Origin of the sequence: Pseudomonas sp. B329 (genome assembly GCF_023127835.1) — a bacterium.
Taxonomy (GTDB): Bacteria; Pseudomonadota; Gammaproteobacteria; order Pseudomonadales; family Pseudomonadaceae; genus Aquipseudomonas; species Aquipseudomonas synxantha_A.
In genome coordinates this window covers 21515-44105 of the sequence record NZ_SPKP01000008.1, presented here as the reverse complement: position 1 = coordinate 44105, position 22591 = coordinate 21515, and the positions used below count along the sequence as shown (strand labels likewise).

Here is a 22591-nt window from a genome sequence, read left to right as displayed (position 1 = left end):
CGCCCATTGCCTGAGGAACTGCGCCCATGTCAAAAGTGATCTACAAGAACCTCAACAGCTCACCGATCCTGGCGGTCGGCGGGAGTGGGGTTTGGCTTGAGGATGCAACGGGCAAACGCTACCTCGACACCTGCGGCGGTGTCGCAGTGTCGAGCCTGGGCCATGGGCACCCGCGGATCGCCGCGGCATTCGAGCGCGAAGCGAAGAAACTGGCCTGGGCCCATGCGGGCAGCTTCACCACCGCTGCCGCCGAGGAGCTCGCTGAGCGCCTGGTGGCAGCCAGTGGCGGCCTGGCGCGTGCGCAGTTCTTGTCCGGCGGCTCGGAGGTGATGGAGCTGGCGATGAAAATCGCTTACCAGTACCAGTGCGAGCGCGGCTTGCCCGACAAATCAGTGTTCATTTCCCGCCAACAGAGCTATCACGGCAGCACACTGGGCACCTTGAGCATCTCCGGCAACCCGCAGCGCCAGTCGGTATTCGGTCGACTATTTGCACCCGCCGAGTTCGTCTCCCCCTGCTACGCCTACCGTGATCAACGGCCCGACGAAAGCCAGGAGCAGTACGCCACGCGCCTGGCCGATGAACTGGACGCCAAGATTCGTAGCCTGGGCAGTGAGAACGTCGCGGCGTTCTTTGCCGAGACCGTAGTGGGCTCCACCAACGGCGCGGTGCCTGCGGTGCCCGGTTATTTTCGCAAGATCAAGGCGGTGTGCGAGCGCCACGATGTGCTGCTGGTCCTTGATGAGGTGATGGCCGGCATGGGGCGTACCGGGCAGCTGTTCGCCTATACCGACGACGGCATCGTGCCCGACATGGTCGCGGTCGGCAAAGGCCTGGCGGCGGGTTACATGCCGATCTCGGCGCTGTTGATCAGTGACCGGGTGCATTCGGTGATGGCCCGTGGCTCGGGTGTACTGGGCAACGGCCAAACCCATGTCAACCACCCGCTGGCCTGCGCCATTGCCCTGGAGGTACAGCAAGTCATCGTCGAAGAAGACCTGCTGACGCAAGTGCGCCAACGAGGTGAGCAACTGCGCACCTGGCTCAGGGAAAGCCTGGCTGACCTGGATATCGTTGGCGATGTGCGCGGGCGCGGATTGTTCGTGGGCGTCGAGTTTGTCGAGAGCCGTTCCACCAAGGCGCCATTCAGAGGCGGCGGCGCCTATGCCGCGGCCCTCAAGCAAGAGGCGCTGCAACGCGGCCTGCTGATTTATCCCGGCAGCGGCACAGTGCAAGGCACACAAGGCAATCATGTGCTGTTCGCACCGCCGTTTATCACCAGCGAAGGGGAACTGGGGCAAATGGTCGAGCGCTTCAATGCAGTGGTCAGGGCTGTCGCGTACTAGCGATCGAGCGGGCTTACCGGGGGACGGTCGTTGTCACCCACATTAGCTGGAAAGGGAGAAATGAAGATGCAGACGATCGAACCATGCAAGGACAAAGTCCTGCTGTCGGTGTGCACTATGGACTGGTGTGATCACGGCGTGGAATTCGCCAAGACCGTGTTCTCCAACCTCGAGGTGTTTTGCTGGGACCCGGGCGATCCCTACCCTTATCACCTGGATGATTGGGAAGGCGACTGGATCATCTCCTACCGTGGCGACTTCATCTTCCCGCAGAGCATCTACAAGAATGCCCGCAAAGGCGCGATCAACCTGCACCCGGCGCCCCCCAAATATCGGGGCCTGGGCAGCCAGCATTACGCGATCTACTACAACGATGAAACCTACGGTTCGACCTGCCATCACCTGGCCCCTTCGGTGGACAGCGGGCAGATCATCGATGTGGCGCGCTTCAACGTCGCGCCCGCCGAGACGGCTTCCTCGCTGCGCCTGCACGTGGGCGCCTATTGCCTGCAGCAGTTCATTCACCTGCTCACCGACTACATCCTGCAGGGGCGGCCATTGCCGGTTTCGCCGGAAAATTGGGGCGAGCGCCTGTACAAGCAATCGGAACTCAAGCCCTGGATGGAGAAGATTCGCGCCCAAGAGCCGGATCATCGTTGCTTCAAGTAGCTTTTTTGACCATCACTTCAAGCCGCGGTGGCTTGGGGTGCTCACTGCGCGCTGGCGCCACGGGTATGAGTGCACCTATGTTTGAGTTTTCAAGTTTTGCAGCGGCACTGGGGGTCTACGTGATCGGCACCGCCAGCCCGGGCCCAGGCAACCTGGCCATCGCCAACACCTCCTTGAACTACGGGCGCACACCGGGCCTGGCGCTGGCGGCGGGGGTTATTTCCGGGTCGTTGTGCTGGGGCGCGATGACCGCTGCCGGCGTGTCGGCGCTGTTAATGTCCAACACCCAGATCATCCTGTGGCTGAAGGTGTTCGGCGCCTGCTACCTGTTCTTCCTGGCCTGGAAGTCGGTGCGCAGTGCGCTGGCGCATAACGCCACGACGGTGGCCAAAGCGCGAGCAAAACAGACGCGCAACCTGGGCTTCTATCTACAAGGGTTGGGCATTCACCTGACCAACCCCAAGGCGGCCTTGACCTGGTTCACCGTGACCACAGTGGGGCTGAGCGTCAACGCACCGGCATGGGCGAGTTTTGTGCTGGTGGCGGCCTGTGCGTTGTTGGGTTTCCTGATTTTCTGCACCTACGCCCTGGCGTTTTCCGCCCATTCGGCAGAACCTTTTTTTGCCCGGACCCGCAAGTCCTTCGGGCTGATTTGCGCAGCGTTCTACTCGATGGTTGCCATCGGCTTTCTCAGTTCGTTGCTCTGACTCCAACTTTAAGTGGCCTCCGTACACCTGTAACCGCGAAACCCGAGTGGCAGGTGACGTGCTAAGGCCCGTTCCAGGAAAAAACCATGTCCTTGTCGTTTGATTTGATGCTGGCGTTTGCTTTATTTGCGTTTGTCACGTCCGTCACCCCGGGCCCCAATAACGCCATGCTGCTGGCCTCAGGGGTTAATTTCGGCTTCCAGCGCACCATCCCGCATATCCTGGGCATCAGCTCCGGATTCCTGGTGCTGGTATTGGCGGTGGGGCTTGGGCTGGGCGCGGCGTTTACCGCCTATCCGGTGCTCTACACCATCCTGCGCTACGCGGGCGCGGCTTACTTGCTGTATCTGGCGTGGAACATCGCCCGTTCGGGCCCGGCATCCGAAGACACTGAAGGTAAAGGCAAGCCTCTGGGGTTCTGGGGCGCGGCGGCGTTTCAATGGGTCAATCCCAAGGCGTGGGTGATGGCAATCGGTGCAATCAGCACCTACACACCGTTGCAGGGCTACACCATGAACGTGGTGATCATCGCTACGGTGTTCGCCCTGATCAATGCGCCGAGCGTGGGGGTTTGGGCAGGATTCGGCAGTGTGTTGCGCAACGTGCTGCGCAACCCGCGCTGGTTACGCGTGTTCAACTTCGGCATGGCGGCGTTGCTGGTGATATCGCTGTATCCGTTGCTGCAGCAGACGAGCTGAGTTCCGGCGCTGTATTTTTTGCACCACCAAGATCTGCGCTCATAAAAAAAGCGAAGCCAAATCAATGGCTTCGCTTTTTTGGATTACGTTCTGAAAAGCTGAGGGTCAGAACGGAATATCGTCATCAAAGCTGTCGAAATCCTGAGCCGGTTGCGGCGCAGCCTGTTGTGGCGCTGGACGCGACTCACGCTGTGGCTGCTGGGTTGGCTGTGGACGCGACTGCTGTGGACGCGGTGCCGAGTTGGACATGCCGCCCTGGCCCTGTTGGTCGCCCTGTGGACGGCCGCCCAGCAATTGCATGGTGCCTTGCATGTCGACCACGATTTCGGTGGTGTAACGCTTGATGCCGTCTTTTTCCCACTCGCGGGTTTGCAGTTTGCCTTCGATGTAGACCTGCGAACCTTTGCGCAGATATTCGCCGGCAATCTCAGCGACCTTGCCGAACATCGACACGCGGTGCCATTCGGTTTTCTCGACCTTCTGGCCGGTCTGCTTGTCGGTCCACTGTTCGCTGGTCGCCAGACTCAGGTTGGTCACGGCATTACCGTTAGGCAAGTAGCGAACTTCGGGATCCTGGCCGCAAGTACCGACCAATATGACTTTGTTAACCCCACGGGCCATAACGTTCTCCTAGGCTGGGCGCGCTGTCGGCACTGGGTTGACCAGTTGCTCGAGCGTCGCGCGATCCAATAATTCGGTGTCCAATTTGATGTAAATGGCCGCCTCTTCAGCGACCACGACTGCATCCGTTACCCCTACGACGGCCTTCAGGCGCTCTACCAGACCAGCCTCGCGGATCGCCTCGGGCGATAGCGGCAAACGCAGACTTGTGACGTAGGGAGGTTCGCGCATGGTAACAGCAAAGACCAGCCAAAGTGCAGCCAGCCCGGCGCATCCGAGGAAGACAACCGACAAACCGCCATGCTGGAACATCCAGCCACCCATGATGCCGCCCAACGCCGAGCCAAGGAACTGGCTGGTGGAGTACACCCCCATCGCCGTGCCCTTGCCGCCAGCCGGTGAAACTTTACTGATCAGCGACGGCAGCGAAGCTTCCAGCAGGTTGAACGCGGTGAAAAACACCACCGTACCGATGACCAGTGCCCGCAGGCTATCGCCGAACTGCCAGAAGAATAGTTCAGTGAGCATCAATGTCGCGACGGCGCCGAGTAAAACTCGTTTCATTTTGCGTTTCTTCTCGCCATAGATGATGAACGGGATCATGGCGAAGAACGAAATCAGCAGCGCGGTGAGGTAGACCCACCAATGCTGCTCCTTGGGCAGGCCGGCTTTTTCCACCAGGGCCAGGGGCAAGGCGACGAAGCTGCACATCAGCATTGCGTGTAATACGAAGATACCTAAATCCAGGCGCAGCAGGTCCGGGTGCTTGAGCGTCGGCAGCAGCGCCTGACGTGCGACGCCCGATTCTCGGTGCTGCAGCGTGCCGGTAGAGCGCGGCACCATAAAGGCTACGATCACAATCCCGACCAGGGCCAGGCCGCCAGTGGCCAGAAACAACCCGTGCAGACCAAAAGCGCTCGTCAGCAACGGGCCGACCACCATGGCCACGGCGAACGACAGACCGATGGTCATGCCGATCATGGCCATGGCCTTGGTGCGGTGCTGTTCTCGGGTCAGGTCCGACAGTAAGGCCATGACCGCGGCGGAAATCGCCCCGGCGCCTTGCAGGATGCGTCCGGCAATCACGCCCCAGATTGAATCGGACTGGGCCGCAAGCACACTGCCAAGGGCGAACACGATCAAGCCAAGATAAATCACCGGGCGACGGCCAATGCGGTCGGAAATAATCCCGAACGGGATCTGAAAAATCGCCTGGGTCAGGCCATAGGCGCCAATCGCCAGGCCGATCAACGCGGGGGTAGCGCCTGCGAGATCCATTCCATAGGTCGCCAGCACCGGCAACACCATAAACATGCCCAGCATACGGAAGGCGAACACCAGGGCCAGACCGCTTGCCGCTCGGGTCTCGCCGCTACTCATGCGTTCGCTGTGGGGATCGTGCATGGAAAAACCTCGTGTGAACCGGCGGCGATTCTACCAGTCCCATCGAGTGAGAGGGTATATGCGGCGCTTTGCCGCGCAGCTTTCATCTAAGGCTGCAAGCGGCCTTTTGACAGTGTATATTCATCCAGTCTTTAGCCGTATACTCCGGCATTATTTACGCCCGCCGTGCGAGGCCATCTTGGACAAGATCCTGATTCGTGGGGCTAGAACCCACAACCTGAAGAACATCGACCTGACCCTGCCCCGGGACAAACTGATCGTCATCACCGGCTTGTCCGGCTCCGGCAAGTCGTCCCTGGCGTTCGACACGCTATATGCCGAAGGTCAGCGTCGCTATGTGGAATCCCTGTCGGCCTATGCCCGGCAATTCCTGTCGATGATGGAAAAGCCCGACGTCGACACCATCGAAGGCTTGTCGCCGGCCATTTCCATCGAGCAGAAGTCGACCTCCCACAACCCGCGTTCCACCGTGGGCACCATTACCGAAATCTACGACTACCTGCGCCTGCTGTATGCGCGCGTGGGTATTCCGCGCTGCCCGGACCACGATATTCCCCTGGAAGCCCAGACCGTCAGCCAGATGGTCGACCTGGTACTGGCCCAGCCGGAAGGCGCCAAGCTGATGCTGCTGGCGCCCGTCATCCGCGAGCGCAAGGGCGAGCACCTTTCGGTCTTCGAAGAGCTGCGCGCCCAGGGTTTTGTACGTGCGCGCATCAACGGCAAGCTCTATGAGCTGGATGAAGCGCCCAAACTCGACAAGCAGAAAAAGCATTCCATTGATGTGGTGGTCGACCGCTTCAAGGTACGCGCCGACCTGCAGCAGCGTTTGGCGGAATCGTTCGAGACCGCGCTGAAGCTGGCCGACGGCATTGCCCTGGTGGCGCCGATGGATGACGAGCCGGGCGAAGAGATCATCTTCTCCGCGCGCTTCGCCTGCCCAATCTGTGGGCACGCCATCAGCGAACTGGAACCCAAGCTGTTTTCCTTCAACAACCCAGCCGGCGCCTGCCCGACGTGCGATGGCCTGGGCGTGAAGCAGTTCTTCGATATCAAGCGCCTGGTCAATGGCGACCTGACCCTGGCCGAGGGGGCGATACGCGGCTGGGACAGGCGTAACGTCTACTATTTCCAGATGCTCGGGTCATTGGCCTCGCACTACAAGTTCAGCCTGGAAGTGCCGTTCAACCAGCTGCCGGCAGACCAGCAGAAGGTCATTCTTCATGGCAGCGGCTCGCAGAATGTCGACTTCAAGTACCTGAACGACCGTGGCGACATCGTCAAGCGCTCCCACCCGTTCGAAGGCATCGTGCCGAACCTGGAACGTCGCTACCGCGAGACCGAATCGGCAAGTGTGCGTGAAGAACTGGCAAAGTTCCTCAGCACACAGCCTTGCCCGGATTGCCGTGGCACACGCCTGCGCCGTGAAGCGCGGCATGTGTGGGTGGGCGAAAAAACGTTGCCGGCAGTGACTAACCTGCCAATCGGCGATGCGTGTGAATATTTTGGTGTCCTCAAGCTCACCGGGCGTCGTGGGGAAATTGCCGACAAGATCCTCAAGGAAATTCGCGAGCGCCTGCAGTTCCTGGTCAACGTTGGCCTGGACTATCTGTCACTGGACCGCAGCGCCGATACCTTGTCGGGCGGTGAAGCACAGCGGATCCGGCTGGCCAGCCAGATCGGTGCGGGCCTTGTTGGCGTGCTGTATATCCTCGACGAACCGTCGATTGGCTTGCACCAACGGGATAACGATCGCCTGCTCGGCACGTTGAAACACCTGCGGGACATCGGCAATACCGTGATTGTGGTCGAGCACGATGAAGATGCCATCCGCCTGGCGGACTACGTGGTCGATATCGGCCCGGGTGCAGGTGTGCATGGCGGACATATCGTTGCCGAGGGCACGCCTGCCGAAGTGATGGCGCATCCTGATTCGTTGACCGGCAAGTACCTGTCTGGCCGGGTGAAGATCGAAGTGCCCGCCAAGCGTACGCCGCGTAACAAAAAGATGGCACTGCATCTCAAGGGCGCGCGCGGCAACAACCTGCGCAATGTCGACCTGGAGATTCCGCTGGGCCTGCTGACCTGTGTGACCGGTGTTTCCGGTTCGGGCAAGTCGACGCTGATCAACAACACGCTGTTCCCACTCAGTGCCACCGCGCTGAACGGCGCGACCACCCTGGAAGCGGCGGCGCACGACAGCATCAAGGGCCTGGAGCACCTGGACAAGGTGGTCGATATCGACCAAAGCCCGATTGGGCGTACCCCACGCTCCAACCCGGCCACCTACACCGGGCTGTTTACACCGATCCGCGAGCTGTTCGCGGGTGTACCCGAGTCCCGCTCGCGCGGCTATGGACCTGGGCGGTTCTCGTTCAACGTCAAGGGCGGGCGCTGTGAGGCCTGCCAGGGCGATGGCTTGATCAAGGTGGAGATGCATTTTCTGCCGGACATCTACGTGCCGTGCGACGTGTGCAAAAGCAAGCGCTACAACCGCGAAACCCTTGAGATCAAGTACAAGGGCAAGAGCATCCACGAAACCCTGGAAATGACCATCGAGGAAGCTCGCGAGTTCTTCGACGCAGTGCCGGCGTTGGCGCGCAAGCTGCAAACGCTGATGGATGTGGGCTTGTCGTACATCAAGCTGGGGCAATCGGCGACTACGCTGTCAGGTGGCGAGGCACAACGGGTCAAGCTGTCTCGCGAGCTGTCCAAGCGCGATACCGGCAAAACCTTGTACATCCTCGATGAACCGACCACCGGTCTGCACTTCGCGGATATCCAGCAATTGCTGGACGTGCTGCACCGCCTGCGAGACCACGGCAATACCGTGGTGGTAATCGAGCACAACCTTGATGTGATCAAGACCGCTGACTGGCTGGTGGACCTTGGGCCGGAAGGTGGTTCCAAGGGTGGCCAGATCATCGCAGTGGGTACGCCGGAGCAAGTTTGCGAAATGCCACAGTCGCACACCGGTTACTACTTGAAACCGTTGCTGGCGCGCGACCGGGCCTGACTTTTTCTAGCCCAATAAAAAGCCCCTGTCACTTTGCGGTGACGGGGGCTTTTTTACAGCTGGGAATCAGAACTGCGATTGCAGGTAATTCTCCAGGCCAATCAACTTGATCAGGCCCAACTGTTTTTCCAACCAGTAGGTGTGATCTTCTTCGGTGTCGGCCAACTGCACGCGCAGAATTTCCCGGGTGACGTAGTCGTTGTGCAGCTCGCAAAGTTCGATGCCCTTGCAGAGCGCAGCACGAACTTTGTACTCGAGGCGAAGGTCGGCAGCGAGCATGTCCGGTACCGTGGTCCCCACATCGAGATCATCAGGACGCATACGCGGCGTGCCTTCGAGCATCAGGATACGTCGCATCAGTGCGTCGGCGTGCTGTGCCTCTTCTTCCATCTCATGGTTGATACGCTCGTAGAGCTCGGTAAAGCCCCAGTCTTCGTACATGCGCGAATGGATGAAATATTGGTCACGAGCTGCCAGTTCGCCCGTCAGCAACGTGTTGAGGTAATCGATTACGTCGGGGTGACCTTGCATCGCCCTACATCTCCCTGCTTGAAAGACTGTAGTTTGAACCATGATGACTTGAAGGTCACGGGATCAACGGCAGAAAAGTGAAGATTTCCGTAGAAAAGTAGCTGAAATAACGCAAAAACCGCCCAAATGAGGGCGGTTCTGCTTATCGTTTAGAGTCAGTTAAGCGATACACCCAGTGCCTTTGCGATTGCTTCTCCATAAGCCGGGTCGGCCTTGTAGAAGTGCTGCAATTGACGCTGGACCACATCGCTGGAAACGCTAGCCATCGCACCGGCAATGTTATTGGTCAGCAGGGCTTTCTGCTCATCATTCATCAAGCGGAACAGCGCGCCCGCATGGCTGTAGTAGTCCGTATCTTCGCGGTGATCGTAACGATCAGCAGCGCCGCTCAGGGCCAGTGCCGGCTCTGCGTACTGCGGGGCTTGCTTGGGCGCATCGGCATAGCTGTTTGGCTCGTAGTTGGGAGCCGCACCGCCATTACTGCCGAAGGCCATAGAACCGTCACGCTGGTAACTGTTAACCGGGTTGCGCGGCGCGTTTACGGGCAGTTGCTGGTGGTTAGTGCCGACACGGTAGCGGTGGGCATCTGCGTAGGCAAACACTCGACCTTGCAACATACGATCGGGTGACAGGCCAACGCCTGGAACCATGTTGCTCGGACCAAATGCAGCCTGCTCCACTTCAGCGAAGTAGTTCTGCGGATTACGGTTGAGCTCAAGCTCGCCCACTTCGATCAGCGGGAACTCTTTTTGCGACCAGGTCTTGGTCACGTCAAACGGGTTCTCATAATGAGCGTTTGCTTGAGCCTCAGTCATGATCTGGATGCAGACGCGCCATTTCGGAAAATCACCGCGCTCGATAGCACCAAACAGATCACGCTGGGCATAGTCAGGGTCGGTACCCGCCAGGCGTGCAGCCTCGGCCGGGGCCAGGTTCTTGATGCCTTGCTTGGTCTTGTAGTGCCACTTCACCCAGTGGCGTTCGCCCTTGGCGTTGATCAGACTGTACGTGTGACTGCCGAAGCCGTGCATGTGGCGATAGCCGTCTGGAATGCCACGGTCCGAAAACAGAATGGTGACCTGATGCAGCGCCTCTGGAGAGTGCGACCAGAAGTCCCACATCATCTGCGCGCTTTTCAGGTTGCTCTGCGGCAGGCGTTTCTGGGTGTGGATAAAGTCCGGGAATTTCAGCGGATCCCGGATGAAGAACACAGGGGTGTTGTTGCCCACGATGTCCCAGTTGCCCTCTTCGGTATAGAACTTCAGGGCAAAACCACGTGGATCACGCTCAGTGTCAGCAGACCCGCGCTCACCACCCACAGTGGAGAATCGCAGGAATGTAGGCGTTTGCTTGCCAACAGATTCGAACAGCTTGGCACTGGTGTACTGGGTGATGTCTTGGGTAACGGTGAACGTACCGTAGGCACCCGATCCTTTGGCATGCACGCGCCGCTCAGGAATGTTTTCACGGTTGAAGTGAGCGAGCTTCTCGATCAGATGGAAATCGTCGAGCAACAACGGGCCACGAGGGCCTGCGGAACGGGAGTTCTGGTTATCCGCAACAGGAGCCCCGCTGGCGGTGGTAAGGACTTTATTCTGGCTCATGCGCAATCTTCCTCAGGTCGGACTTTGAACTGCCGGCTAAGCGGCTTGGAGGGAGTATTGATCATCAACACTACGCCTACAAATTCATTAAATCGTATGCGTCGATAGAAAATAACTAACAAGACTCCGCTCGCTATAGTGCAGCGCACTGTCTATGGAAGCTTGTATAAGTTGCGCTTTTGTTACGCGCACAAAAAACCGGGCGCGAGGCCCGGTTTTTTGTTGCAGCTTGTCGTCTTACTCGGCGCTTACAGCTTCGCCGGCAGTAGCACGATCAACCAACTCGACGTACGCCATAGGCGCGTTGTCGCCAGCGCGGAAGCCGCACTTGAGGATGCGCAGGTAGCCACCCTCACGGGTAGCGTAACGCTTGCCCAGGTCGTTGAAGAGCTTACCAACGATAGCTTTCGAACGAGTACGGTCGAAAACCAGACGGCGGTTAGCCAGGCTGTCTGTCTTGGCCAAAGTGATCAGCGGCTCAGCAACGCGACGCAGTTCTTTAGCTTTCGGCAGTGTAGTTTTGATCAGCTCGTGCTCGAACAGCGACACCGCCATGTTTTGGAACATGGCCTTGCGGTGCGAGCTGGTACGGCTCAGGTGACGACCACTTTTACGATGACGCATGGTTCATTCCTTACCAAACTCACGTTCGGTGATTACGACGATCAGGCAGTCGCCTTGTCGTCCTTCTTAAGACTTGCAGGCGGCCAGTTGTCGAGGCGCATGCCGAGGGACAGACCGCGGGAGGCCAGAACGTCCTTGATTTCAGTCAAGGATTTCTTGCCCAGGTTCGGAGTCTTCAACAGTTCTACTTCGGTACGCTGAATCAGGTCGCCGATGTAGTAAATGTTTTCCGCCTTAAGGCAGTTAGCCGAACGTACAGTCAGTTCCAGATCGTCAACCGGGCGAAGCAGGATCGGATCGATCTCGTCTTCCTGCTCGATTACCACTGGTTCGCTGTCACCTTTGAGGTCGACGAACGCAGCCAACTGCTGTTGCAGAATGGTTGCAGCGCGGCGGATAGCCTCTTCAGGATCCAGGGTACCGTTGGTTTCCAGATCAATAACCAGCTTGTCCAGGTTAGTACGCTGCTCGACACGGGCGTTTTCCACCACGTATGCGATACGGCGAACCGGGCTGAACGAAGAGTCAAGCTGCAAGCGACCAATGCTGCGGCTTTCGTCTTCATCGCTCTGACGCGAGTCGGCCGGTTCATAACCACGACCACGAGCTACAGTGAGCTTCATGTTCAGGGCGCCGTTAGACGCCAGGTTAGCGATTACGTGATCGGGGTTAACGATCTCGACATCATGATCCAGCTGAATATCGGCAGCGGTAACCACCCCCGAACCCTTCTTCGACAAGGTCAGCGTAACTTCGTCACGGCCGTGCAGCTTGATAGCCAGACCTTTAAGGTTCAACAGGATTTCAATTACGTCTTCCTGTACACCTTCGATGGCGCTGTACTCGTGGAGCACACCGTCAATCTCGGCCTCGACTACTGCACAGCCGGGCATTGAGGACAACAGGATGCGGCGCAGCGCGTTGCCCAGGGTGTGGCCAAAACCACGCTCGAGAGGCTCGAGAGTAATTTTGGCGCGGGTTGGACTGACAACCTGCACATCAATGTGGCGGGGTGTCAGGAACTCATTTACCGAAATCTGCATGGATGCACCTATTTTCTAGCCCTTACTTGGAGTAGAGCTCGACAATCAGGCTTTCGTTGATGTCGGCGGACAGATCACTGCGAGCAGGAACGTTCTTGAAAACGCCCGACTTCTTCTCAGTGTCTACTTCTACCCATTCTACGCGGCCACGTTGGGCACACAGATCGAGAGCTTGGACAATGCGAAGTTGGTTTTTAGCTTTCTCGCGAACTGCGACCACGTCACCAGCACGAACCTGGTAAGACGGAACGTTTACGGTCTGACCGTTAACGCTGATCGACTTGTGCGATACCAGCTGACGGGATTCGGCACGAGTCGAACCAAAGCCCATACGGTATACAACGTTGTCCAGACGGCATTCGAGCAGTTGCAGCAGGTTTTCACCGGTTGCACCTTTCTTGCCAGCAGCTTCTTTGTAGTAGCCGCTGAACTGACGCTCGAGAACGCCGTAAATACGACGGACCTTCTGCTTTTCACGCAGTTGGGTGCCGTAATCGGACTGGCGACCGCGGCGTTGGCCGTGGATACCAGGTGCTGCTTCAATGTTGCACTTCGATTCGATCGCGCGCACGCCGCTCTTCAGGAAGAGATCGGTGCCTTCGCGACGAGCGAGTTTGCATTTTGGACCAATGTAACGAGCCATTCTTTACAATCTCCTGGATTACACGCGGCGCTTCTTCGGCGGACGGCACCCGTTGTGCGGGATTGGCGTCACGTCGGTGATGCTGGCGATCTTATAGCCACAGCCGTTCAAAGCACGGACAGCAGACTCACGACCTGGACCTGGACCTTTGACGTTAACGTCGAGGTTTTTCAGGCCGTATTCCAGCGCAGCTTGACCAGCACGTTCAGCAGCTACTTGAGCAGCAAACGGGGTGGACTTGCGGGAACCGCGGAAACCCGAACCACCGGAGGTAGCCCAAGAAAGCGCGTTACCTTGACGGTCGGTGATGGTCACGATTGTGTTGTTAAAAGATGCATGGATGTGGGCGATGCCATCAACCACTGTCTTTTTAACTTTTTTACGAGGACGAGCAGCAGGTTTTGCCATGATAATTTTCCTGTCGATTCGCTGGGGCGATTACTTGCGGATCGGCTTACGCGGACCTTTACGGGTACGCGCGTTAGTCTTGGTACGCTGACCGCGTACTGGAAGACCACGACGATGACGCAGACCGCGATAGCAACCGAGGTCCATCAAACGCTTGATTTTCATGTTGATTTCGCGACGCAGGTCACCTTCAGTGGTGAACTTCGCCACTTCGCCACGCAGCTGTTCAATCTGCTCGTCGCTCAGATCCTTGATCTTAGCGGCTGGGTTTACCCCAGCAACTGCGCAAATTTTCTGCGCAGTAGTGCGACCAACACCATAGATGTAGGTCAGCGAGATAACAGTGTGCTTGTTATCTGGAATGTTAACGCCTGCAATACGGGCCATTCAGTGGGACTCCAATTGACAGCTACCTACGCCCCGGAAGCCAAGAAATAGGGCGCGAGATAATATCGCTGTAATAACAAATAATCAACCCGGCAGCGCACTAGCTGCCGGGCTTCAAGCGGATCACACTCAGCCTTGGCGCTGTTTGTGACGCGGTTCCGCGCTGCAAATTACTCGAACAACACCTTCGCGGCGAATAATCTTGCAGTTACGGCACAGCTTTTTCACCGATGCACGAACTTTCATCACCAACTCCTCGAACCTTATGGGGTACTCAGCGCAACATGCCGCTGCCGTAGCCCTTCAGGTTGGCTTTCTTCATCAGGGATTCGTACTGGTGCGAAACGAGGTGCGATTGTACTTGGGACATGAAGTCCATCACAACCACGACCACGATCAGCAACGAGGTCCCGCCAAGGTAGAACGGAACGTTTGCTGCAACCACCAGGAACTGGGGCAACAGACACACGGCCGTCATATATAGAGCACCGAACAGGGTCAAACGAGTCAGAACGCCATCAATGTAGCGTGCCGACTGCTCACCTGGACGGATACCCGGAATAAAGGCACCGGACTTCTTCAGGTTTTCCGCTACGTCTTTCGGATTGAACATCAACGCCGTATAGAAGAAGCAGAAGAAAATAATCCCTGCACTAAACAGCAGAATATTCAACGGCTGACCAGGAGCGATCGACTGAGAGAGGTCCTGCAGCCAGCCCATATTTTCAGACTGACCAAACCAGGTACCCAACGAAGCCGGAAACAGCAAGATGCTGCTCGCGAAAATTGCCGGAATAACACCGGCCATATTCACTTTCAGCGGCAAGTGGCTGGTCTGCGCAGCAAAAACCTTACGGCCCTGCTGACGCTTGGCGTAGTGAACAGCAATACGACGCTGGCCACGCTCAATGAACACCACAAAACCGATAATCGCTACTGCCAGCAAACCGATAGCAACCAGGGCGAAGATATTGATATCACCCTGACGCGCAGACTCGAAAGACTGCCCGATTGCTCTCGGAAGACCGGCGACGATACCTGCGAAAATCAACATCGAGATACCGTTACCAACACCACGCTCAGTAATCTGTTCACCCAGCCACATCATGAACATCGCACCAGCCACAAACGTGGATACCGCGACGAAATGGAAGCCAAAGTCACCAGTGAACGCAACGCCCTGCCCTGCCAGGCCAACGGACATGCCGATAGCTTGAACCAGGGCGAGGACGACAGTGCCGTAGCGGGTGTACTGGCTAATCTTGCGACGGCCAGCTTCACCTTCCTTCTTCAACTGCTCCAGCTGCGGGCTGACGGCTGTCATCAGTTGCATGATGATCGACGCCGAAATGTACGGCATGATCCCCAGTGCAAAGATGCTCATCCGCTCCAGCGCACCGCCGGAAAACATGTTGAACAAGCTAAGAATGGTCCCCTCATTCTGTCGAAACAGGTCTGCGAGTCGGTCCGGGTTGATACCTGGAACCGGGATGTGTGCGCCTATTCGGTAGACGATAATCGCCAGGAACAGAAAACGCAGACGAGCCCAAAGTTCAGACATACCGCCTTTGCCGAGCGCTGAGAGAGCACCTTGCTTAGCCATTTATTCCTCGAACTTGCCGCCAGCTGCTTCGATAGCCGAACGCGCACCTTTGGTGGCGCCGATTCCCTTGCCGATAGTGACAGCGCGAGTCACTTCACCGGACAGCATGATTTTCACACGCTGTACGTTGACGTTGATCACGTTGGCATCTTTCAGGGTCTGCACAGTAACGATGTCGCCTTCCACTTTAGCCAGCTCGGACAGACGCACTTCTGCGCGGTCCATGGCTTTCAGGGATACGAAACCGAACTTAGGCAGGCGACGATGCAGCGGCTGTTGACCGCCTTCAAAGCCTGGAGCGATGGTGCCACCGGAGCGGGAGGTTTGACCTTTGTGGCCACGGCCACCAGTCTTACCCAAACCGCTACCGATACCACGGCCCGGACGATGCTTTTCGCGACGGGAACCCGGCGCTGGACTCAGATCATTGAGTTTCATCGATTAACCCTCTACACGCAGCATGTAGTAAGCCTTGTTGATCATCCCGCGATTCTCGGGAGTATCCTGGACTTCTACAGTGTGACCGATGCGACGCAGACCCAAACCTTTAACACACAGTTTGTGGTTAGGGATGCGGCCGGTCATGCTTTTGATCAGCGTTACTTTAACGGTAGCCATGATCAGAAGATCTCCTTGACAGTCAGACCACGCTTGGCAGCGATGGACTCAGGAGATTGCATAGCTTTCAGACCCTTGAAAGTGGCGTGAACCACGTTTACCGGGTTAGTCGAGCCGTAGCACTTGGCCAGAACGTTCTGAACGCCAGCAACTTCGAGGACAGCACGCATAGCGCCGCCAGCGATGATACCGGTACCTTCAGAAGCAGGCTGCATGTACACCTTCGAAGCGCCGTGAGCGGACTTCATTGCGTACTGCAGAGTAGTGCCGTTCAGATCAACTTGGATCATGTTGCGACGAGCAGCTTCCATTGCCTTCTGGATCGCGGCAGGCACTTCACGTGACTTGCCACGGCCGAAGCCAACACGCCCTTTACCATCACCCACCACGGTCAACGCGGTGAAAGTGAAGATACGGCCGCCTTTAACGGTTTTGGCTACGCGGTTAACTTGAACCAGCTTCTCAATGTAGCCTTCGTCGCGCTTTTGGTCGTTATTTGACATAACTTAGAACTCCAGCCCAGCTTCACGAGCAGCATCAGCCAGCGCTTTCACGCGACCGTGGTACTTGAAGCCAGAGCGGTCGAAAGCCACTTGCGAGACGCCAGCGGCCTTAGCACGCGTAGCGACCAGCTGGCCAACCTTTGTGGCCGCGTCGATGTTGCCAGTGGCACCATCACGCAGTTCTTTATCCAAAGTCGAGGCGCTTGCCAGGACTTTGTTGCCGTCGGCCGAGATGACCTGGGCGTAGATGTGCTGCGACGAGCGGAACACGCAGAGACGCACGACTTCGAGTTCGTGCATTTTCAGGCGTGCTTTGCGAGCGCGACGCAGTCGAGTAACTTTTTTGTCGGTCATTTGCTATGCCCTACTTCTTCTTGGCTTCTTTACGACGGACGACTTCGTCCGCGTAGCGCACACCTTTGCCTTTGTACGGCTCTGGTGGACGGAAGTCGCGGATCTCAGCGGCCACTTGACCTACCAGCTGCTTGTCGATGCCCTTGATCAGGATATCGGTCTGGCTAGGAGTCTCAGCAGTGATGCCCGCTGGCAGTTCGTAATCCACTGGGTGCGAGAAGCCAAGGGCAAGGTTCAAAACCGTGCCTTTTGCTTGCGCTTTGTAACCAACACCGACCAGCTGGAGCTTGCGCTCGAAGCCTTGGCTTACGCCTTGGACCATGTTGTTTACCAACGCACGCGTGGTACCGGCCATTGCGCGAGTTTGTTGATCGCCATTGCGAGCAGCGAAACGCAGCTCACCAGCTTCTTCAACGATCTCAACGGACGAATGGATGTTCAGTTCAAGAGTACCCTTGGCACCCTTCACCGAAAGCTGTTGGCCTGCGAATTTGACTTCGACACCGGCTGGCAGCTTAACGGGGTTCTTAGCGACGCGAGACATGCTTATCCCCCCTTAGAACACAGTGCAAAGAACTTCGCCGCCGACACCGGCAGCGCGCGCAGCACGATCCGTCATCACACCTTTGTTGGTGGAGACGATAGACACGCCCAGACCGCCACGAACTTTCGGCAGATCTTCAGCGGACTTGTACTGACGCAGGCCTGGACGGCTAACGCGCTTCACTTCCTCGATGACCGAACGGCCTTCGAAGTACTTCAGCTCGATGGACAGCAGTGGTTTGATTTCGCTGCTGATCTGATAACCCGCAATGTAGCCTTCGTCTTTCAGGACTTTGGCAACAGCTACCTTCAACTTGGAAGATGGCATGCTTACGACGGACTTTTCAGCCATCTGGGCATTACGGATACGAGTTAGCATGTCCGCTAACGGGTCCTGCATACTCATGGGCTAGACGCTCCTAATACAAAAAAATTAGCCTTGCGGCTACATATGTCGCCGAGAATCTCCGAGCACAAAAAACACGGGCTCAGGCGAGCCGCGTATTTTAGACACACTCCAGAAATGAAACAAGCCCCAAAAGGGGCTTGATCCAGATTCAAGGTCACCGGCGGTCAGTATCTTGCGATTCCGACCACCTGGACGTTGAAAGTACTTACCAGCTGGCTTTAACCAGACCTGGTACGTCACCACGCATTGCCGCTTCACGCAGTTTGTTACGGCCGAGGCCGAACTTGCGGTAAACGCCGTGTGGACGACCGGTCAGGCGGCAGCGGTTACGCATGCGCGAAGCGCTTGCGTCACGTGGCTGCTTCTGCAGAGCAACTGTAGCTTCCCAACGCGCTTCTGGACTTGCGTTCAGATCAACGATGATTGCTTTCAGTGCTGCACGCTTCTTGGCGTACTTGGCAACCGTGAGCTGACGCTTCAGCTCGCGGTTTTTCATGCTCATCTTGGCCATGGTCCTACTCCAATCAGTTGCGGAACGGGAATTTGAAAGCACGCAACAGGGCGCGACCTTCATCATCGTTCTTGGCAGTGGTGGTCAGGGTGATGTCCAGACCGCGGAGAGCATCGATCTTGTCGTAGTCGATTTCCGGGAAGATGATCTGCTCTTTCACGCCCATGCTGTAGTTACCACGACCATCGAAGGACTTGGCATTCAGGCCGCGGAAGTCGCGGACCCGAGGCAGGGAGATCGACAGCAGACGATCCAGGAATTCGTACATACGCTCACGGCGCAGAGTCACTTTGACGCCGATCGGCCAACCTTCACGGACTTTAAAGCCAGCGATGGATTTCCGAGCGTAAGTCACAACGACTTTTTGACCGGTGATCTTTTCCAGGTCGGCAACAGCGTGCTCGATGACTTTTTTGTCGCCGATCGCTTCGCCCAGACCCATGTTCAGGGTGATTTTGGTGACGCGCGGAACTTCCATCACGTTCCCGAGCTTAAGTTCTTCCTTAAGCTTAGGGGCGATTTCCTTCCGGTAAATCTCTTGTAGTCGTGCCATGGTCTAATCTACCTAGCAGTGTTCAAGCATCAACCGCTTTTTGGGTCGACTTGAAGACACGAATTTTCTTACCGTCTTCTACTTTGAAACCAACGCGGTCAGCCTTGTTGGTTTCGCCATTGAAGATGGCGACGTTAGAAGCGTCCAGCGGAGCTTCTTTCTCGACGATACCGCCCTGCACGCCCGACATCGGGTTAGGCTTGGTATGACGCTTGACCAGGTTCAGACCACCGATAACCAGACGGTTATTAGCGAGAACCTTAAGCACCTTACCGCGCTTACCTTTGTCTTTGCCGGCGATCACGATGATCTCGTCGTCACGACGAATCTTTTGCATGTCGGATCTCCTTACAGCACTTCTGGGGCGAGCGAGACGATCTTCATGAACTTCTCAGTACGAAGTTCACGGGTCACTGGCCCAAAGATACGGGTGCCGATCGGCTCTTGCTTGTTGTTCAGAAGAACAGCAGCGTTGCCATCAAAGCGGATAATGGAGCCATCAGCACGACGTACGCCGTGACGAGTGCGGACTACAACAGCAGTCATCACTTGGCCTTTTTTCACCTTACCGCGAGGAATTGCTTCCTTGACGGTAACTTTGATGATGTCACCGATACCAGCGTAACGACGATGGGAGCCACCCAGCACCTTGATGCACATAACACGGCGAGCGCCGCTGTTATCGGCCACATCGAGCATGGATTGAGTCTGAATCATATAATTTCTCCGACCCCTAGTCCTTAGACTTCCACAGCGCGTTCGAGAACATCAACCAGCGCCCAAGACTTGGTCTTGGCCAGCGGACGAGTTTCACGAATAGTGACTTTGTCGCCGATGTGGCACTGATTGGTTTCGTCGTGCGCGTGCAGCTTAGTCGAACGCTTAACATATTTACCGTAGATCGGGTGCTTAACGCGACGCTCGATCAAAACGGTGATGGTTTTGTCCATCTTGTCGCTGACAACACGGCCAGTCAGCGTACGGACAGTCTTTTCGGCTTCAGCCATGATCACTTACCTGCCTGCTGGTTGAGCACAGTCTTCACGCGAGCGATGTCACGCTTAACTTGCGAGAGCAGATGAGACTGCCCCAACTGGCCAGTTGCTTTCTGCATACGCAGATTGAACTGGTCGCGCAGCAGGCCGAGCAGTTGCTCGTTCAGCTGCTGTGCGGATTTTTCACGAAGTTCATTCGCTTTCATCACATCACCGTCCGTTTAACAAAGGAGGTGGCGAGCGGCAGCTTTGCAGCAGCCAGGGCGAAAGCCTCACGCGCCAGCTCTTCAGAAACACCCTCGATTTCATACAGGACTTTGCCTGGCTGAATCTGGGCAACCCAGTATTCCACGTTACCCTTACCTTTACCCATCCGAACCTCGAGAGGTTTTTTGGAGATCGGCTTGTCCGGGAATACACGGATCCAGATCTTGCCGCCACGTTTTACGTGACGGGTCAGAGCACGACGCGCTGACTCGATCTGACGAGCGGTGAGACGACCACGAGCTACAGACTTCAGCGCGAACTCGCCGAAGCTGACTTTGCTACCGCGCTGAGCCAGACCACGGTTGTGGCCTGTCATCTGCTTGCGGAACTTCGTACGCTTAGGTTGCAACATTTGGCGTACCCCTTACTTAGCAGCTTTTTTACGAGGCGCTGGTGCTTGTGGTTTCAGTTCTTCTTGGCGACCACCAATTACTTCGCCTTTGAAGATCCAAACCTTTACACCGATCACACCGTAAGTGGTGTGAGCTTCGTAGTTGGCATAGTCGATGTCGGCACGCAGGGTGTGCAGTGGCACACGACCTTCGCGATACCATTCAGTACGTGCGATTTCAGCACCGCCGAGACGACCGCTCACTTGGATTTTGATGCCTTTGGCACCAATGCGCATGGCGTTCTGTACGGCGCGCTTCATAGCGCGACGGAACATTACGCGACGCTCCAGCTGCTGAGCTACGCTCTGCGCAACCAGCATACCGTCGAGCTCCGGCTTGCGGATCTCTTCGATATTGATGTGCACAGGCACACCCATTTGCTTGGTCAGGTCCTGACGCAGTTTCTCAACATCTTCACCTTTCTTCCCGATAACGATACCTGGACGAGCGGTGTGGATGGTGATACGTGCAGTTTGGGCCGGACGATGGATATCGATACGGCTTACGGACGCGCTTTTTAGTTTGTCTTGGAGATACTCACGCACCTTCAGATCAGCGAACAAATAGTCCGCATAAGTCCGACCGTCTGCGTACCAGACGGAGGTGTGCTCCTTGACGATTCCCAGGCGAATGCCAATGGGATGTACTTTCTGACCCATCTCTTCGACTCCGTTACTTGTCAGCAACCTTGACAGTGATATGGCAAGACCGCTTGACGATGCGATCAGCACGGCCTTTGGCACGTGGCATGATGCGCTTCAGCGAACGCCCTTCGTTGACGAAAACGGTGCTGACCTTCAGGTCATCAACGTCTGCGCCTTCGTTATGCTCGGCGTTGGCTACGGCCGACTCCAGCACTTTCTTCATGATCTCGGCGGCTTTCTTACTGCTGAAAGCCAACAGGTTGAGCGCTTCGCCCACCTTCTTCCCGCGGATCTGGTCGGCGACCAAGCGGGCTTTCTGGGCGGAGATTCGAGCGCCCGACAACTTAGCGGCTACTTCCATTTCCTAACCCCTTAACGCTTGGCTTTCTTGTCTGCCACGTGCCCACGATAAGTGCGGGTACCGGCAAACTCGCCCAGTTTGTGGCCGACCATGTCTTCGTTAACGAGAACTGGGACGTGTTGACGACCGTTGTGTACTGCGATGGTCAGACCGACCATTTGTGGCAGGATCATCGAACGACGCGACCAGGTCTTAACTGGTTTGCGATCGTTCTTTTCCGCCGCCACTTCGATCTTCTTCAGTAGGTGAAGATCAATAAAAGGACCTTTTTTCAGAGAACGTGGCACTGTCGTATCCCTCTATTTACTTGCGACGACGGACGATCATTTTGTCGGTACGCTTATTACCACGAGTCTTCGCGCCCTTAGTCGGGAAGCCCCATGGCGATACCGGATGACGACCACCAGAGGTACGACCTTCACCACCACCGTGTGGGTGGTCAACCGGGTTCATGGCAACACCACGAACGGTTGGGCGAACGCCACGCCAGCGTTTGGCACCAGCTTTACCCAACGAACGCAGGCTGTGCTCGGAGTTCGAGACTTCGCCCAGGGTCGCACGGCATTCAGCCAGTACTTTACGCATCTCACCAGAACGCAGACGCAGGGTCACGTAGACACCTTCACGAGCGATCAGCTGAGCCGAAGCACCAGCGGAACGAGCGATTTGCGCGCCTTTACCTGGCTTCAATTCGATGCCGTGTACGGTGCTACCAACTGGAATGTTACGCAGTTGCAGAGCGTTGCCCGGCTTGATCGGCGCCAGAGCACCTGCGATCAGCTGGTCACCAGCACTCACGCCTTTAGGGGCGATGATGTAGCGACGCTCGCCATCTGCGTACAGCAGCAGAGCGATGTGAGCAGTACGGTTTGGATCGTATTCAATACGCTCGACAGTGGCAGCGATGCCATCTTTGTCGTTGCGACGGAAATCGACCAGACGATAATGCTGCTTATGGCCACCACCGATGTGACGAGTGGTAATGCGACCATTATTGTTACGACCACCAGACTTCGATTTTTTCTCGAGCAGCGGTGCGTGAGGAGCGCCTTTATGCAGCTCCTGGTTGACCACCTTGACCACAAAACGGCGGCCAGGGGAAGTCGGTTTGCATTTAACGATTGCCATGATGCACCCCTT

The 22591-nt window shown here is 56.8% G+C and carries 33 protein-coding genes; 5 read left to right on the top strand and 28 right to left on the bottom strand.

Annotated elements, in window-relative coordinates:
• The first annotated feature begins 26 nt into the window (after positions 1 to 26).
• The 4 genes from E4P00_RS05515 to E4P00_RS05500 all read left to right on the top strand — a co-directional run bounded on the left by E4P00_RS05515 (position 27) and on the right by E4P00_RS05500 (position 3420).
• Positions 27 to 1346 (top strand): aspartate aminotransferase family protein, encoded by a 1320-nt coding sequence (locus E4P00_RS05515; protein WP_078822461.1) that lies wholly within the window; start codon positions 27 to 29, stop codon positions 1344 to 1346.
• A gap of 60 nt (positions 1347 to 1406) precedes the next feature.
• Entirely contained in the window at positions 1407 to 2015 is a 609-nt protein-coding gene (locus tag E4P00_RS05510; protein WP_177464533.1) for a formyltransferase family protein, read from the top strand.
• Between the two features lie 77 nt (positions 2016 to 2092).
• Positions 2093 to 2722 carry a LysE family translocator gene (locus tag E4P00_RS05505; protein WP_005791901.1) on the top strand — a complete coding sequence of 210 codons (630 nt, stop codon included), beginning with the start codon at positions 2093 to 2095 and terminating at the stop codon, positions 2720 to 2722.
• Positions 2723 to 2808: 86 nt separating this feature from the next.
• Positions 2809 to 3420, top strand: coding sequence for a LysE family translocator (locus tag E4P00_RS05500; protein ID WP_032879215.1), 612 nt, complete (start codon positions 2809 to 2811; stop codon positions 3418 to 3420).
• A 105-nt stretch (positions 3421 to 3525) separates the two neighbouring features.
• Here the strand turns inward: E4P00_RS05500 and E4P00_RS05495 are convergent, their stop codons facing one another.
• Both E4P00_RS05495 and E4P00_RS05490 read right to left on the bottom strand, forming a co-directional pair.
• Positions 3526 to 4041, bottom strand: a complete 516-nt coding sequence (locus E4P00_RS05495; protein WP_005791904.1) for a single-stranded DNA-binding protein — start codon at positions 4039 to 4041, stop codon at positions 3526 to 3528.
• 9 nt (positions 4042 to 4050) lie between these two features.
• Positions 4051 to 5445, bottom strand: coding sequence for an MFS transporter (locus E4P00_RS05490; protein WP_005791905.1), 1395 nt, complete (start codon positions 5443 to 5445; stop codon positions 4051 to 4053).
• Positions 5446 to 5623: 178 nt separating this feature from the next.
• Between E4P00_RS05490 and uvrA the strand changes: the two genes are divergently transcribed.
• Positions 5624 to 8458 carry an excinuclease ABC subunit UvrA gene (gene uvrA / locus E4P00_RS05485; protein ID WP_032879214.1) on the top strand — a complete coding sequence of 945 codons (2835 nt, stop codon included), beginning with the start codon at positions 5624 to 5626 and terminating at the stop codon, positions 8456 to 8458.
• 66 nt (positions 8459 to 8524) lie between these two features.
• Here uvrA and bfr read toward each other — a convergent pair whose 3' ends face one another.
• The 26 genes from bfr to rplB form a co-directional block, all read right to left on the bottom strand.
• Positions 8525 to 8989, bottom strand: coding sequence for a bacterioferritin (gene bfr / locus E4P00_RS05480; protein WP_032879213.1), 465 nt, complete (start codon positions 8987 to 8989; stop codon positions 8525 to 8527).
• 155 nt (positions 8990 to 9144) lie between these two features.
• Entirely contained in the window at positions 9145 to 10593 is a 1449-nt protein-coding gene (locus tag E4P00_RS05475; protein ID WP_078822462.1) for a catalase, read from the bottom strand.
• Positions 10594 to 10830: 237 nt separating this feature from the next.
• Positions 10831 to 11217, bottom strand: a complete 387-nt coding sequence (rplQ, locus tag E4P00_RS05470) for a 50S ribosomal protein L17 (RefSeq protein ID WP_248130872.1) — start codon at positions 11215 to 11217, stop codon at positions 10831 to 10833.
• 41 nt (positions 11218 to 11258) lie between these two features.
• Positions 11259 to 12260, bottom strand: coding sequence for a DNA-directed RNA polymerase subunit alpha (gene rpoA / locus E4P00_RS05465; protein ID WP_003176403.1), 1002 nt, complete (start codon positions 12258 to 12260; stop codon positions 11259 to 11261).
• A gap of 22 nt (positions 12261 to 12282) precedes the next feature.
• A complete protein-coding gene (gene rpsD, locus E4P00_RS05460) occupies positions 12283 to 12903 on the bottom strand; it encodes a 30S ribosomal protein S4 (RefSeq protein WP_003176404.1) in 621 nt (206 codons plus the stop codon).
• An 18-nt stretch (positions 12904 to 12921) separates the two neighbouring features.
• The gene (gene rpsK / locus E4P00_RS05455; RefSeq protein ID WP_002555466.1) at positions 12922 to 13311 is read right to left on the bottom strand and encodes a 30S ribosomal protein S11; all 390 of its coding nucleotides are present in this window, start codon (positions 13309 to 13311) and stop codon (positions 12922 to 12924) included.
• Between the two features lie 30 nt (positions 13312 to 13341).
• Positions 13342 to 13698: a 30S ribosomal protein S13 gene (gene rpsM / locus E4P00_RS05450; protein WP_003194635.1), complete on the bottom strand. Its 357-nt coding sequence runs from the start codon at positions 13696 to 13698 to the stop codon at positions 13342 to 13344.
• Between the two features lie 129 nt (positions 13699 to 13827).
• The gene (rpmJ, locus tag E4P00_RS05445; protein WP_002555468.1) at positions 13828 to 13944 is read right to left on the bottom strand and encodes a 50S ribosomal protein L36; all 117 of its coding nucleotides are present in this window, start codon (positions 13942 to 13944) and stop codon (positions 13828 to 13830) included.
• A 28-nt stretch (positions 13945 to 13972) separates the two neighbouring features.
• Complete coding sequence (gene secY / locus E4P00_RS05440; protein WP_003194637.1) at positions 13973 to 15301, bottom strand: preprotein translocase subunit SecY; 1329 nt, start codon at positions 15299 to 15301, stop codon at positions 13973 to 13975.
• The gene (rplO, locus tag E4P00_RS05435; protein ID WP_003176407.1) at positions 15302 to 15739 is read right to left on the bottom strand and encodes a 50S ribosomal protein L15; all 438 of its coding nucleotides are present in this window, start codon (positions 15737 to 15739) and stop codon (positions 15302 to 15304) included.
• Positions 15740 to 15742: 3 nt separating this feature from the next.
• Positions 15743 to 15919, bottom strand: a complete 177-nt coding sequence (gene rpmD / locus E4P00_RS05430; RefSeq protein ID WP_003176408.1) for a 50S ribosomal protein L30 — start codon at positions 15917 to 15919, stop codon at positions 15743 to 15745.
• Positions 15920 to 15921: 2 nt separating this feature from the next.
• On the bottom strand, positions 15922 to 16422 hold the full coding sequence (rpsE, locus tag E4P00_RS05425) for a 30S ribosomal protein S5 (protein ID WP_003176409.1): 501 nt from the start codon (positions 16420 to 16422) through the stop codon (positions 15922 to 15924).
• 3 nt (positions 16423 to 16425) lie between these two features.
• Complete coding sequence (gene rplR / locus E4P00_RS05420) at positions 16426 to 16776, bottom strand: 50S ribosomal protein L18 (protein ID WP_003186037.1); 351 nt, start codon at positions 16774 to 16776, stop codon at positions 16426 to 16428.
• A gap of 10 nt (positions 16777 to 16786) precedes the next feature.
• On the bottom strand, positions 16787 to 17320 hold the full coding sequence (rplF, locus tag E4P00_RS05415) for a 50S ribosomal protein L6 (RefSeq protein ID WP_003194640.1): 534 nt from the start codon (positions 17318 to 17320) through the stop codon (positions 16787 to 16789).
• 12 nt (positions 17321 to 17332) lie between these two features.
• Entirely contained in the window at positions 17333 to 17725 is a 393-nt protein-coding gene (rpsH, locus tag E4P00_RS05410) for a 30S ribosomal protein S8 (protein WP_003176413.1), read from the bottom strand.
• A 208-nt stretch (positions 17726 to 17933) separates the two neighbouring features.
• Entirely contained in the window at positions 17934 to 18239 is a 306-nt protein-coding gene (gene rpsN, locus E4P00_RS05405; protein ID WP_003176414.1) for a 30S ribosomal protein S14, read from the bottom strand.
• Positions 18240 to 18252: 13 nt separating this feature from the next.
• Positions 18253 to 18792: a 50S ribosomal protein L5 gene (gene rplE / locus E4P00_RS05400; protein WP_003194642.1), complete on the bottom strand. Its 540-nt coding sequence runs from the start codon at positions 18790 to 18792 to the stop codon at positions 18253 to 18255.
• A 22-nt stretch (positions 18793 to 18814) separates the two neighbouring features.
• Positions 18815 to 19129 (bottom strand): 50S ribosomal protein L24, encoded by a 315-nt coding sequence (rplX, locus tag E4P00_RS05395; protein ID WP_003176416.1) that lies wholly within the window; start codon positions 19127 to 19129, stop codon positions 18815 to 18817.
• Positions 19130 to 19140: 11 nt separating this feature from the next.
• On the bottom strand, positions 19141 to 19509 hold the full coding sequence (rplN, locus tag E4P00_RS05390; protein WP_002555479.1) for a 50S ribosomal protein L14: 369 nt from the start codon (positions 19507 to 19509) through the stop codon (positions 19141 to 19143).
• Positions 19510 to 19532: 23 nt separating this feature from the next.
• Positions 19533 to 19799 (bottom strand): 30S ribosomal protein S17, encoded by a 267-nt coding sequence (gene rpsQ / locus E4P00_RS05385; RefSeq protein WP_003176419.1) that lies wholly within the window; start codon positions 19797 to 19799, stop codon positions 19533 to 19535.
• A gap of 2 nt (positions 19800 to 19801) precedes the next feature.
• Positions 19802 to 19993 (bottom strand): 50S ribosomal protein L29, encoded by a 192-nt coding sequence (rpmC, locus tag E4P00_RS05380; protein ID WP_002555481.1) that lies wholly within the window; start codon positions 19991 to 19993, stop codon positions 19802 to 19804.
• Complete coding sequence (gene rplP, locus E4P00_RS05375; RefSeq protein WP_003176421.1) at positions 19993 to 20406, bottom strand: 50S ribosomal protein L16; 414 nt, start codon at positions 20404 to 20406, stop codon at positions 19993 to 19995. Before rplP ends, rpmC begins: the two co-directional genes overlap by 1 nt.
• Positions 20407 to 20418: 12 nt before the next feature.
• Complete coding sequence (gene rpsC / locus E4P00_RS05370; RefSeq protein WP_003176422.1) at positions 20419 to 21105, bottom strand: 30S ribosomal protein S3; 687 nt, start codon at positions 21103 to 21105, stop codon at positions 20419 to 20421.
• Positions 21106 to 21118: 13 nt separating this feature from the next.
• Positions 21119 to 21451, bottom strand: coding sequence for a 50S ribosomal protein L22 (gene rplV, locus E4P00_RS05365; RefSeq protein WP_003103908.1), 333 nt, complete (start codon positions 21449 to 21451; stop codon positions 21119 to 21121).
• A gap of 11 nt (positions 21452 to 21462) precedes the next feature.
• Entirely contained in the window at positions 21463 to 21738 is a 276-nt protein-coding gene (gene rpsS, locus E4P00_RS05360) for a 30S ribosomal protein S19 (protein ID WP_002555486.1), read from the bottom strand.
• Between the two features lie 16 nt (positions 21739 to 21754).
• Positions 21755 to 22579, bottom strand: coding sequence for a 50S ribosomal protein L2 (gene rplB / locus E4P00_RS05355; RefSeq protein WP_003186055.1), 825 nt, complete (start codon positions 22577 to 22579; stop codon positions 21755 to 21757).
• Between the last annotated feature and the right edge of the window lie 12 nt (positions 22580 to 22591).

Bases quoted from the DNA above. Each gene is read 5' to 3' on its own strand.
- E4P00_RS05495 (WP_005791904.1), bottom strand. From the start codon at position 4,041: ATGGCCCGTGGGGTTAACAAAGTCATATTGGTCGGTACTTGCGGCCAG.
- bfr (WP_032879213.1), bottom strand. From the start codon at position 8,989: ATGCAAGGTCACCCCGACGTAATCGATTACCTCAACACGTTGCTGACG.
- rplF (WP_003194640.1), bottom strand. From the start codon at position 17,320: ATGTCTCGCGTCGCTAAGAACCCCGTTAAGCTGCCAGCCGGTGTCGAA.
- rpmJ (WP_002555468.1), bottom strand. From the start codon at position 13,944: ATGAAAGTTCGTGCATCGGTGAAAAAGCTGTGCCGTAACTGCAAGATT.
- rplP (WP_003176421.1), bottom strand. From the start codon at position 20,406: ATGTTGCAACCTAAGCGTACGAAGTTCCGCAAGCAGATGACAGGCCAC.
- E4P00_RS05515 (WP_078822461.1), top strand. From the start codon at position 27: ATGTCAAAAGTGATCTACAAGAACCTCAACAGCTCACCGATCCTGGCG.
- rpsD (WP_003176404.1), bottom strand. From the start codon at position 12,903: ATGGCTCGTTACATTGGTCCAAAATGCAAACTCGCTCGTCGCGAAGGC.
- rpsK (WP_002555466.1), bottom strand. From the start codon at position 13,311: ATGGCAAAACCTGCTGCTCGTCCTCGTAAAAAAGTTAAAAAGACAGTG.
- rpsE (WP_003176409.1), bottom strand. From the start codon at position 16,422: ATGTCAAATAACGACCAAAAGCGCGACGAAGGCTACATTGAGAAGCTG.
- E4P00_RS05510 (WP_177464533.1), top strand. From the start codon at position 1,407: ATGAAGATGCAGACGATCGAACCATGCAAGGACAAAGTCCTGCTGTCG.
- rplV (WP_003103908.1), bottom strand. From the start codon at position 21,451: ATGGAAGTAGCCGCTAAGTTGTCGGGCGCTCGAATCTCCGCCCAGAAA.
- E4P00_RS05500 (WP_032879215.1), top strand. From the start codon at position 2,809: ATGTCCTTGTCGTTTGATTTGATGCTGGCGTTTGCTTTATTTGCGTTT.
- rpoA (WP_003176403.1), bottom strand. From the start codon at position 12,260: ATGCAGATTTCGGTAAATGAGTTCCTGACACCCCGCCACATTGATGTG.
- rpmC (WP_002555481.1), bottom strand. From the start codon at position 19,993: ATGAAAGCGAATGAACTTCGTGAAAAATCCGCACAGCAGCTGAACGAG.
- rplX (WP_003176416.1), bottom strand. From the start codon at position 19,129: ATGCAAAAGATTCGTCGTGACGACGAGATCATCGTGATCGCCGGCAAA.
- rplE (WP_003194642.1), bottom strand. From the start codon at position 18,792: ATGGCACGACTACAAGAGATTTACCGGAAGGAAATCGCCCCTAAGCTT.
- rpsQ (WP_003176419.1), bottom strand. From the start codon at position 19,799: ATGGCTGAAGCCGAAAAGACTGTCCGTACGCTGACTGGCCGTGTTGTC.
- rpsM (WP_003194635.1), bottom strand. From the start codon at position 13,698: ATGGCCCGTATTGCAGGCGTTAACATTCCAGATAACAAGCACACTGTT.
- rpsN (WP_003176414.1), bottom strand. From the start codon at position 18,239: ATGGCCAAGATGAGCATGAAAAACCGCGAGCTGAAGCGTCAGCTCACG.
- E4P00_RS05505 (WP_005791901.1), top strand. From the start codon at position 2,093: ATGTTTGAGTTTTCAAGTTTTGCAGCGGCACTGGGGGTCTACGTGATC.
- rplO (WP_003176407.1), bottom strand. From the start codon at position 15,739: ATGAAACTCAATGATCTGAGTCCAGCGCCGGGTTCCCGTCGCGAAAAG.
- rpsC (WP_003176422.1), bottom strand. From the start codon at position 21,105: ATGGGTCAGAAAGTACATCCCATTGGCATTCGCCTGGGAATCGTCAAG.
- secY (WP_003194637.1), bottom strand. From the start codon at position 15,301: ATGGCTAAGCAAGGTGCTCTCTCAGCGCTCGGCAAAGGCGGTATGTCT.
- rplB (WP_003186055.1), bottom strand. From the start codon at position 22,579: ATGGCAATCGTTAAATGCAAACCGACTTCCCCTGGCCGCCGTTTTGTG.
- rplN (WP_002555479.1), bottom strand. From the start codon at position 19,509: ATGATTCAGACTCAATCCATGCTCGATGTGGCCGATAACAGCGGCGCT.
- E4P00_RS05475 (WP_078822462.1), bottom strand. From the start codon at position 10,593: ATGAGCCAGAATAAAGTCCTTACCACCGCCAGCGGGGCTCCTGTTGCG.
- E4P00_RS05490 (WP_005791905.1), bottom strand. From the start codon at position 5,445: ATGCACGATCCCCACAGCGAACGCATGAGTAGCGGCGAGACCCGAGCG.
- rplR (WP_003186037.1), bottom strand. From the start codon at position 16,776: ATGACCGACAAAAAAGTTACTCGACTGCGTCGCGCTCGCAAAGCACGC.
- rplQ (WP_248130872.1), bottom strand. From the start codon at position 11,217: ATGCGTCATCGTAAAAGTGGTCGTCACCTGAGCCGTACCAGCTCGCAC.
- rpmD (WP_003176408.1), bottom strand. From the start codon at position 15,919: ATGGCTACCGTTAAAGTAACGCTGATCAAAAGCATGACCGGCCGCATC.
- rpsH (WP_003176413.1), bottom strand. From the start codon at position 17,725: ATGAGTATGCAGGACCCGTTAGCGGACATGCTAACTCGTATCCGTAAT.